The organism is Sphingomonas bacterium (assembly GCF_028292945.1).
GTDB lineage: Bacteria > Pseudomonadota > Alphaproteobacteria > Sphingomonadales > Sphingomonadaceae > Sphingomonas.
Window position 1 is genome coordinate 62,246 of the sequence record NZ_JAQGLJ010000008.1, and the last position, 10,670, is coordinate 72,915.

Sequence of the window (10,670 nt, forward strand, 5' to 3'; positions counted from 1 at the left end):
CAAGCCGGGGCCCAGTCCGCGGCGCGGCCGACTCGACCCCGGCTTCCGCCGGGAGGGAAGGGGTGACGCAAGCTACCGCCTGATCACCCCTGTGGACGGTGGCGTTTACTTAGGCGCCGAACGTCCGCTGCCACCAACCGCGGCGCGCCGGGCCCGCATCGGCTTCCGCGTCCTCGGCGAGCGTGCCGTCCTGACCGGTGGCGAGCGTCGCGTTGTCCGTGTCACCCGTCGTCTCGTTCACCGGCGCCGGCGGCGCTTCGACGGCCGACGCGACCGGTTCCCCGCCGGTCTGCGCCTCGATCGCCTCGACGCTCTGGACTGGGGCCTTGCGGCGCGAGCGGCGCTTCGGCTTTTCCTCCGCGTCGGTGGCGACCGGGGGCTCGATCGCCAGTTCCGGCGCCGGCTCCACCGGAGTCTCCCCGGCCTCGGAGTCAGCCGGTCCGGCGTCGGTTGGCGCAGCTTTCCGCCGCGAGCGACGCGGCTTGACCGGAGCCTCGCCGACGAAGGTCGGCTCCTCGCCGGCAGGCTCCGCTGCCTCGGTAACCGGCGCTTCGGCAGGCGCTTCGTCCGCGAGCGTGACGTTCTCGGCGGCGGCGCGCGACCGCGACCGGCGGCGCGTCTTGGGCTTGGCGTCCTCCTCGCGCGTGGGCAGGTCGAGCGGACTCACGACGTAACCCGCATCGGCGGCTTCGATCAACTCCGGCCCGCTGTCGCCAGCGCCGTCGACGTCCGCATCGTCCAGCGGGAGTTCGGCCTCGGTCGGTAGCTCGCCCTCAGCTTCGCCAGCCGTCTCGCCTTCCGGACGCCGACCGCCGCGCCGTCCACGCCGACGTCCGCGCCGGCGGCTACCGTCGCCGTCTTCGCGCGGTTGTTCGCCGACGAACTCCGGCTCCGCACGGTCTGCGGTGTCGCCGTCGGCATCGGCTTCCTCGCCGACCTCGTCGCCAGCTTCGCCAGTGCCCTCGCGCTCACCTTCCTCACGCTCGCCCTCTTCGGGGCGTCCGCCACGCCGGCGACCACGACGGCGGCGACGCTTGCGACCACCTTCGCCGTTCTCGTCGCGTGCCGGGCGCTCCTCGCGCTGGCGCGGCTGGGTCTCGTCGGCCTCCTCCTCGTCGGCGTCCTCCTCCTCGATCTCGATCTCCTCGGGGATCTCGTCCTCGAAGTCGTCCTCCTCCTCGATCACCAATGCTTCGATGCGCGGGGCGTGCGCGGGCGGCGGGCCGGCGGCCTCGACCACCATCCGGGCGCCCTCTTCCTCGCGATCCGGCAGGATCTGGACCTGGACGCCGTAGCGCTCCTCGATCTCGGCAATGTCCGCGCGCTTGCGGTTGAGGACATAGATCGCCGCCTCCTGCGACGCGCGCAGCGTCAGCAGCGAGCCACGCCCGCGCGCGGCTTCGTCCTCGATCATGCGCAGCGCCGACAGACCGGCCGACGCGGCGGTACGGACCAGACCCGTGCCCTCGCAATGCGGGCACATGCGGGTCGAAGCCTCCAGCACGCCAGTGCGCAGCCGCTGGCGGCTCATTTCCATGAGGCCGAACGACGAGATGCGGCCGACCTGGATGCGGGCGCGATCGTCCTTCAGCGCCTCCTTCATCGCCTTCTCGACCTTCCGGACATTGGACCCGTTGTCCATGTCGATGAAGTCGATGACGACGAGGCCCGCCATGTCGCGCAGCCGCAGCTGACGCGCGATCTCCTGCGCCGCTTCAAGGTTGGTCGCGGTCGCGGTCTGTTCGATATTGTGCTCGCGGGTCGAACGCCCGGAGTTGATGTCGATCGCGACCAGCGCCTCGGTCGGGTTGATGACCAGATAGCCGCCCGACTTCAGCTGCACGACGGGGTTGTACATCGCCGCCAGCTGATCCTCGACACCGGCGCGTTGATACAGCGGCACCGCGTCTGCATATTGCTTCACGCGCCGCGCGTGGCTGGGCATCAACAGGCGCATGAATTCCTTGGCCTGGCGATAACCTTCCTCGCCCTCGACGATCACCTCGTCGACACCGGCATTATAGATGTCGCGGATGGCGCGCTTCATCAGGTCGCTATCGCCATAGACCAACGCCGGCGCGGAGCTTTCCAGCGTCGTCTCGCGGATACCGTCCCAAAGCCGGGCGAGGTAGTCGAAGTCGCGCTTGATCTCCGTGCGCGTGCGCTGCAGCCCGGCGGTGCGGACGATGCAGCCCATCGACGGCGGCAGCTTGAGGTCCGCCATGATCGTCTTCAGCCGCTTGCGGTCGCCCGCGTTGCTGATCTTTCGGCTGATCCCACCGCCGTGCGACGTGTTGGGCATCAGCACGCAGTAACGCCCCGCGAGCGAGAGGTAGGTGGTCAGCGCCGCACCCTTGTTGCCGCGCTCCTCCTTGACGACCTGGACCAGCAGCACCTGGCGGCGGCGGATCACGTCCTGGATCTTGTAGCGCCGGCGCAGGTTCATGCGGCGCTGGCGCAGCGCCTCGACTTCGTCGCCATTACGGGCGCCGTCGCGGGGCTTCTTGGAAGTGCCTTCCTCCTCCGCGTCATGGTCCTCGGCATGGTCGGGCTCGTCGTCGCCGAGCGAGGTCACCTCGTCGTGGTGATCGTCGTCGTCATCGCCGCCGTCGTTGCCGTAGTCGGCATCCTCGTCGGCGTCGTGGCGCGCGCGCAGCTCCGCTTCCTCGGCGGCATGCTCGGCCTCCTCGCGGAGCAGCGCCTCGCGATCCTCCTTGGGAATCTGGTAGTAATCGGGGTGGATTTCCGAAAAGGCGAGGAAGCCGTGCCGGTTGCCGCCGTAATCGATGAACGCCGCCTGCAGCGACGGTTCGACGCGAGTTACCTTGGCAAGATAGATGTTACCCTTGAGCTGCTTGCGCTCGGCGGACTCGAAATCAAATTCCTCGATCCGGTTCCCTTTGACGACCGCCACCCGGGTTTCTTCCCGGTGGCGAGCGTCGATCAGCATACGCGTGGTCATTGGTGGTTCTCCACACGCGCGTCCTGCTCCCAAAGGGCGGATGCGCGAGTCGGTAGGGGGCGGCGAAGCGTGTGCCTCGCACGCGGTTTACGTGAAGTGCGTCTGCTCGCGTCCCATCGCCGAACCGGCGCACGCCCGCGCGCCCACCGGCCGGGGCCGGAAGGTCATGCGAACGGGATGGATGCGACATGCGAGCGTCAACCTGGCTGGCCGCCCAGATAAAGCGCGGCCGTGAGAGCGTCGGCGCTGCGGCCTGAACAGGGCACGCGCGAACGCTGCGGCCACCGCTAGCACCGCCGCCGACGTACCGCAACCGGAACGGATTTGCCGGACCGGCGGCAAATGCATGCCGAACGTCGGCTTAACCTTGCCTGTGAAGCAGGTGGTCGCTCCCGGCTGGCTACTCCTCCTTGCGAACGACGGTCAGCAGGCCGCCAGCAAAAGGGTGGTGTTCATGGGCTTTAGCTGGGCTTTTCGCTGGACGGGTGGCGCGCGCCCGCGGCAGACACGCGGGATGCTGAGCCTGCTTGCGGTTGCGGTTGCGATGTTCCCCGGCTCGGCATGGGCCGCGACGGTGGAAAGCGTCCGGGTCGCGGGCGATCGCATCGTGGTCAAGTTCGACGGCCCCGTCACCGATGCCGCCAGCACGATCGTCGCCGGCACGCGCCAGATTCTGCTCGACATATCCAATGCGACGCCGGGGCGCGGCGGGGTGGCGGCGGGGCCGGTGACGCGGGTGACGCAGTCGCGGACCGGCGTCGGCGCGCGCGTCGTGTTCGACCTCAGCGAGCCGACGGTGATCGGCGACGCGCAGTTCGAGCGCGGCGGACGCGAGCTGACGCTGCAAATTCAGGCCGCATCGCCCGCCACCTTCGCCGCCGCCGCGCAGGCGGGGACGTCCAATTACTTCCCCTTCAATCTGGGTGGCCTGCGGCGGCCGAAGTACAAGATCTCCGTTCCCGTGCCGGCGGCTACGAAGGCGACGCCGCTGCCGCGCGTCGACGGCAACGACCGCCGCCCGCTGGTGGTGATCGATGCCGGCCATGGCGGCGTCGACCCGGGCGCGATCAGCCCGCACACAGGACTAAAGGAGAAGGACGCGACGCTGAAGATCGCGCGCGCCATTCGCGACGAGCTGCTCGCCAGCGGGCGGGTGCGGGTGGCGCTGACCCGCGACAACGATCGCTACATCCTCCACCGCGAGCGCTTCGGCATCGCGCGGCGGCTGAAGGCGGATTTGTTCATCTCGATCCATTGCGACAGCGCCGGCACCGAGACCGCGACGGGCGCCACCGCCTACACACTGTCGGAGGTCGCATCGGACAAGGAAGCGGCTCGGCTCGCGGCGCGCGAGAACAAGGCCGACGTGATATCGGGCGTCAACCTGGACCAGCATGCCGATGTGTCGTCGATCCTGATCGATCTGGCGCAGCGCGAGACGATCAACGCCTCGGCCGGTTTCGCCCGCCTGCTCGGCCGCGAGGCGCGCCCGCTGATGCCGGTCAAGGACAATTTCCATCGCATGGCGTCGCTGATGGTGCTGAAGGCGCCCGACACGCCGTCGGTGCTGTTCGAGACCGGCTATATCTCGAACCGCCAGGATGCGGAGTTCCTGGCGTCGGACGGTGGACGCGAGCGGATCGCCCAGAGCGTGACGCGCGCGGTGGAAGTGCATTTCGCCAAGCGGCTGGCGGCGCGGTGATCAATTGAAGCCGGCGCCGTCGAGATCTTGCGCGCCGTCCATGATGCGCTCGATGCGGACTATGCCGTCAATCTCCCTGAACAGAAGAAGATGATGGCCGTGAACAGCCGTTCGCAGTCCGGGCTGAGATCATTCCGCAGGCGGAAGCTCACGGGACGTTCGGCTGCCAAACGCGCCTTGACCTTGAGTTCGGCGACGAAGCTGATGGCTCGCGCCGGACCTGCTTGCCAATGTAGTCAGCGATCGAACGTAGGTCGCGTAGCGCACGCGGTGAGTATTGAAGCGGCTTCAATCGCGCGATTTCATAGGACGCGATGAGCGCCTCAATTTCCGCGTACGCCTCTTCCGCCGGGATGCCAGGACCGCTCTCCTCCCCTTCCTTCACGGCAGCGCGCAGCCACGCCGACTTTGCCTCATCGGACCGCAGCAGGATAGCTCGGTCGCGCAAGGCCTCCGTTACAATCTGCCCTTCTGACTCGTAGCCGTCCTCGATGACGCTGCGCCTTAGACACGCCGCTATGTCGGTCGGGACGGAAATTGTAATCTGCTCAAGCGCGTGCATCGCCGTCTACCGCGTTGCATCGGATTTAGCTGTTCTGGGAGGTTGTGCCGAGCGGAAGGCTGTTCCTCCAGCGCCCGAACCTGCTAACGCCTTGCCCAGTCATGGCGTATGCGTTTTCCCTTCCCGCTCCGGTCCGTTCCTTTGCGCAGCGCCCGTGGGTCAGGCGGCTGGGCAAGCTGGGGGCGTGGGGGTTTCTCCTCCTCGGCCTGGCCATCCTCGCCGGCTGGTTGCTGTTCGCGCGCGATCTGCCGTCGGTCGAGAAGCTGCGTGCCTATGAACCACCCTTGCCGACCAACATCCGCGGCGGCGACGGCACGCCGATCCAATCCTATGCGCGCGAGCGGCGGGTGGAGCTGGCCTTCGCCGAATATCCCAAGCCGCTGATCAACGCTTTCCTGGCGGCGGAAGACAAGACGTTCTTCGAACATGGCGGCGTCGACTATCTGGGCATCCTCTCCGCGTTCGTCACCAACATGCGCAGCGACGGGCGGCCGATCGGCGCGTCCACGATCACGCAGCAGGTCGCCAAGAACCTGCTGCTGTCGAACGAGGTGAGCTATGTCCGCAAGGTACGCGAGGCGATCCTTGCCTATCGGATCGAGGCAACGCTTTCCAAGCAGCAGATTCTGGAATTGTACCTCAACCAGATCGCATTGGGTCGCAATGCGTTCGGGGTGGAGGCCGCCTCGCATGCCTATTTCGACAAGAGCCTGGTCGATCTGAGTCTCGCGCAGATGGCTTACCTGGCCATTCTGCCCAAGGGCCCATCGAACTACGATCCCGTGCGCCACCCCCAGCGGGCCATCGAGCGTCGCAATTGGGTGCTGGGCGCGATGCAGGAGAACGAGTTCATCACGGCAGCGCAGTATCAGGCGGCGCGCGCGGAGCCGCTGGGCACCCAGCCGCGTCAGCCCCCCAAGAACGAGCGCGCAGGCAGCTATTTCACCGAAGAGGTCCGCCGGCTGCTCATCGGCCGATACGGCGAGACCGATCGCGATGGACCCTTCAGCGTCTATGCCGGCGGGCTGTGGGTGCGCACCTCCTTCGACGGAAGGCTGCAGGACCTGACGCAGCAGGCGCTGCGCGACGGCATGACCCGGTACGAGCGCGGACGCGGCTGGTCCGGGCCGATCAAGGAGCTGAAACCCGGGTCGAACTGGGAAACCGGCGGCTGGTTGCAGGCGTTGCTCAACACGAATATCGCGCTCGACTATAATGACTGGCGCGCGGCGGTGGTGATCTCGCGTGTCGGGAACTCCGCCGAGATCGGCTTCACGACCGGCGTGAAGGGCACGCTGCCCGCCGGTAACGCGCAGATGCCGCGTCGTGGCGTGGGGGGCACCGCTTTCGCCGCGCTCAAGCCGGGCGACGTCATCGCGGTCGCGCCGGCGGGGCGGGCCTTTGCGCTACGCTCCGTGCCCAGGGTATCGGGTGGCTTCGTGGTGGAGGAGCCGGCGACCGGGCGTGTGCTGGCGATGCAGGGCGGGTTCGACGCGCGCATCCAGTCGTTCAACCGCGCGACGCAGGCGCTGCGCCAGCCGGGCTCGACGATCAAGCCGATCGTCTATGCCAGTGCGCTGGAGAACGGGATGACCCCCGCGTCGATCATAGTCGACGGGCCGTTCTGCGTCTATCAGGGCGCGAACCTGGGCAACAAATGCTTCCGCAACTTCAACAACCAGGGCGGTGCGGGGCCCAAGACGATGCGCTGGGGACTCGAGCAGTCGCGCAACCTGATGACCGTGCGCACCGCCGCGACCATCGGCATTGGCCGGGTCACCAACACGATCAAGCGGATGGGCGTGGGCGATTATCCTCCCTATCTGTCCTTTTCTCTCGGTGCTGGCGACACCACCGTGCTGCGCATGGTGAACGCCTTTGCGACGCTCGCCAATCAGGGTCGCGCACATGAGCCCAGCCTGATCGACTTTGTCCAGGACCGGCATGGCAAGGTGATCTGGCCGGCCAATTGGCGCGCGTGCGACGGCTGCAACGCGCCCGACTGGAACGGCCAGCCGATGCCCCGTCCCAGCCCGCGCACCCGGCAGGTGATCGACCCGATCACCGCCTTTCAGATGGTGCACATCACCGAGGGCGTGATCCAGCGTGGCACCGCGACCGTGCTGCGCGACCTCAACCGTCCGATCTTCGGCAAGACGGGGACGACGACCGGCCCCAACGACGTCTGGTTCATCGGCGGCACGCCGCAATTCGTCGGCGGCCTGTATATCGGCTACGATCAGCCGCGCCCGCTCGGCGGGGTGCAGGGCGGGACGTTCGCGGCGCCGATCTTCAAGCAGTTCGCGGTGAAGGCGTACGAAGGCATGGAGGTCATGCCGTTCCGTGCGCCCGCCGGCGTGCGCATGGTGCGGATCGATCGGATGAGCGGGCAGCCGGTGTTCGGCGGATGGCCGTCCGCCGATCCGAAATCCGGGGTGATCTGGGAGGCGTTCAAGCCCGAGAGCGAGCCGCGCCGCGCGAGCCGCCGCAGCGAGGCGGCCTCTGCGACCCCGTCCAAGACGGCCCCCACTCCTGCGCCCGGTCGCCGTCGCGCGGCGCCGACGTCCAGCGACACCTTGCAGAAGCAGGAAGGCATCTACTAAGTCGCACGCAGGCACCGTTTTCCCTCCACCCTCCGTAAGGCTGGGGGCACTCACCAAGTCAGGAATACCCGATGCGCGCCGAGGCGCAGGCCCATGTCGAGCAGATCAACGAGGCGCTGGCGCTGTTGCGCCGCTTTCTCGACTGGGATCGCGCGCTCCGGCGGCTGGACGAGCTCAACGCGCGCGTCGAAGACCAGGCGCTGTGGAACGATCCCAAGGCGGCGCAGGAGGTGATGCGTGAGCGCCGCCGGCTGGACGAGGCGATCACCGCCACCCGCGCGATCGAAAGCGAGCTGTCCGACACCGCCGAACTGATAGAGATGGCGGAGGCGGAAGGCGACGCTGAGATGGAGGCCGACGGCGTCGCCAGCTTGGCCGAGCTCGCCACCCGCGCCAATCGCGACAAGGTCAAGGCGCTGCTCGCCGGCGAGGCGGACGGCAACGACACCTATATCGAGGTCAACGCCGGTGCCGGCGGGACCGAGAGCCAGGACTGGGCGGGGATGCTGCAGCGCATGTACGCGCGCTGGGGCGAACGGCACGGATTGAAGGTGGAGCTGGTCGACAGCCACGCTGGCGAGCAGGCGGGGATCAAATCGGCGACGCTGCTGCTGAAGGGCGAGAACGCCTATGGCTATGCCAAGACCGAGAGCGGCGTGCATCGGCTGGTGCGGATCAGCCCCTACGACTCCGCCGCGCGGCGGCACACCAGCTTCGCCAGCGTCTGGGTCTATCCCGTCGTCGACGACGACATCCAGGTCGAATATAACGAAAGCGACCTGCGCATCGACACCTATCGCGCGAGCGGCGCGGGTGGACAGCACATCAACACGACTGACTCCGCGGTGAGGATCACGCACATTCCCACCGGCATCGTCGTGCAGTGTCAGAACCAGCGCTCGCAGCACAAGAACAAGGCGGAAGCCTACAACCAGCTGCGGGCACGGCTGTACGAGCGCGAGCTGGCGATCCGCGAACAGGCGGCCAATGCCGAGAACGCGTCCAAGACCGATATCGGCTGGGGCCACCAGATCCGTTCGTACGTGCTGCAGCCGTATCAGCTGGTGAAGGACCTGCGGACGGGGGCGACCTCCACCTCGCCGAGCGACGTGCTCGACGGCGATCTCGACGACTTCATGGCGGCGGCGCTGTCGCAGCGCGTGACGGGCGAGAAGGTGGCGGTGGAGGACGTGGAGTGACCCACCGTTCGCTTCGAGCGAAGTCGAGAAGCTGGATCCAGGTGTCTCGACTGCGCTCGACACGAACGGTTATGGGAGCGGGGCTTCTCCTCCTCGCCGGCTGCGACGGGGCCAAGCCGCTTCTTAAGCAGCAGGCGAAGCCGCCGGGGCCGTTCCCCGCCGCCGACCGGCCCGTGGCCGGAATCGTCTCGTCGCGCTGGTCGACCGAGGAGGCGCGTGATCGCGTCAACGAGGCGGCGGCGGTGATGGACCGCGCCGGCATCGCCAAGGGCATGACGGTCGCCGACATCGGCGCCGGCGAGGGCTATTACACCATCCGCCTGTCGGACCGCGTCGGACGCGAGGGCCGGGTGCTGGCGCAGGATATCATCTCCACCACCCGCGACGCGCTGGCGCAGCGCGTCGCGCGCGAGCGGCTTGCGAATGTCAGCGTGCGGCTGGGGTCGCCCGCCGATCCGCGTCTTCCGGCAGCGAGCTTCGATCGGGTGCTGATGGTCCACATGTACCACGAGATCGAGCAACCCTATGAGTTCCTGTGGCGCCTGCGGCCAAGCCTGAAGCCGGACGGGCTGGTGGTGGTGGTCGACGCCGACCGGCCGACCCAGAATCACGGCACGCCGCCGGCCCTGCTTGCCTGCGAGTTTGCGGCGGTCGGGTATCAACAAGCGTCGCGGCAGGAGATGACGTCGGCAGGCGGCTATATGGCGACGTTCCGGGTCGCAGGCCCGCAACCGGAGCCGCGCGCGGTCAAGGGGTGCAAGGTGTAACTCTCCCTCTCCCGCAGGCGGGAGAGGGGATATGGGTGGCGACTCACCCGCCGCTCGCTTAAGCTGATCCGATGCGCCAATATCTCGATCTCATGCAGCGCGTGCTCGACACCGGATCGCGGCAGGCGGACCGGACGGGGACGGGGACGCTGTCGGTGTTCGGGCACCAGATGCGCTTCGATCTTCAGGCTGGTTTCCCCGTGCTGACGACCAAGAAGCTGCATCTGCGCTCTATTTTCGTCGAGCTGCTGTGGTTCCTGCGCGGGGACACCAACGTCCGCTGGCTGCAGGAGCGCGGCGTCAGCATCTGGAACGAGTGGGCGGACGCGGACGGCGAGCTTGGCCCGGTGTACGGCAAGCAGTGGCGTGACTGGGTGACGGTGGACGGGCGGCACATCGATCAGATTGAAGGCTTGGTGGAGCAGATCAGGACCGAGCCGCACTCGCGCCGCCAGATCGTCAGCGCCTGGAACCCCGGCGATCTGCACGCGATGGCGCTGGCGCCGTGCCACTGCCTGATCCAGACGCATGTCGCCGAGGGCAAGCTGTCGCTGCAGCTGTATCAGCGGTCGGCCGACATCTTCCTGGGCGTCCCGTTCAACATCGCCAGCTATGCGCTGCTCACGCATCTGCTGGCGGATCAGTGCGGGCTGGCGGTCGGGGACTTCGTCTGGACCGGCGGCGATTGTCACCTGTACCTCAATCATCTCGACCAGGCGCGGCTGCAGCTCAAACGCGAGCCGGGCGTGCTGCCGCGGCTGGAGATTGTGCGGCGGGCGCCCGCGATCGACGCGTACGAGTATGAGGACTTCGTGCTGCATGGGTACGAGGCGCAGCCGCACATCAAGGCGCCGGTGGCGGTGTAACTCCCCTCC

The 10,670-nt window shown here is 67.7% G+C and carries 7 protein-coding genes; 5 read left to right on the forward strand and 2 right to left on the reverse strand.

What is annotated here, in order from left to right; genetic code table 11:
• Positions 1-109: 109 nt before the first annotated feature.
• Positions 110-2,962 carry an Rne/Rng family ribonuclease gene (locus JWN21_RS01255; RefSeq protein WP_299645579.1) on the reverse strand — a complete coding sequence of 951 codons (2,853 nt, stop codon included), beginning with the start codon at positions 2,960-2,962 and terminating at the stop codon, positions 110-112.
• Positions 2,963-3,476: 514 nt separating this feature from the next.
• On the opposite strand from JWN21_RS01255, the gene JWN21_RS01260 reads away from it, so the two are divergent.
• A complete protein-coding gene (locus tag JWN21_RS01260) occupies positions 3,477-4,664 on the forward strand; it encodes an N-acetylmuramoyl-L-alanine amidase (RefSeq protein ID WP_299645581.1) in 1,188 nt (395 codons plus the stop codon).
• Between the two features lie 148 nt (positions 4,665-4,812).
• Here JWN21_RS01260 and JWN21_RS01265 read toward each other — a convergent pair whose 3' ends face one another.
• Positions 4,813-5,226: a hypothetical protein gene (locus JWN21_RS01265; RefSeq protein ID WP_299645582.1), complete on the reverse strand. Its 414-nt coding sequence runs from the start codon at positions 5,224-5,226 to the stop codon at positions 4,813-4,815.
• A gap of 101 nt (positions 5,227-5,327) precedes the next feature.
• Here JWN21_RS01265 and JWN21_RS01270 point away from each other — a divergent pair, with 101 nt between their 5' ends.
• From JWN21_RS01270 to JWN21_RS01285, 4 genes are all read left to right on the forward strand, one after another.
• Complete coding sequence (locus tag JWN21_RS01270) at positions 5,328-7,829, forward strand: transglycosylase domain-containing protein (protein WP_299645583.1); 2,502 nt, start codon at positions 5,328-5,330, stop codon at positions 7,827-7,829.
• 71 nt (positions 7,830-7,900) lie between these two features.
• Complete coding sequence (prfB, locus tag JWN21_RS01275; protein ID WP_299645585.1) at positions 7,901-9,028, forward strand: peptide chain release factor 2; 1,128 nt, start codon at positions 7,901-7,903, stop codon at positions 9,026-9,028.
• Positions 9,029-9,099: 71 nt separating this feature from the next.
• Positions 9,100-9,795, forward strand: a complete 696-nt coding sequence (locus JWN21_RS01280; RefSeq protein ID WP_299645586.1) for a class I SAM-dependent methyltransferase — start codon at positions 9,100-9,102, stop codon at positions 9,793-9,795.
• Positions 9,796-9,866: 71 nt separating this feature from the next.
• Positions 9,867-10,661, forward strand: a complete 795-nt coding sequence (locus JWN21_RS01285; RefSeq protein WP_299645588.1) for a thymidylate synthase — start codon at positions 9,867-9,869, stop codon at positions 10,659-10,661.
• Positions 10,662-10,670: the final 9 nt, after the last annotated feature.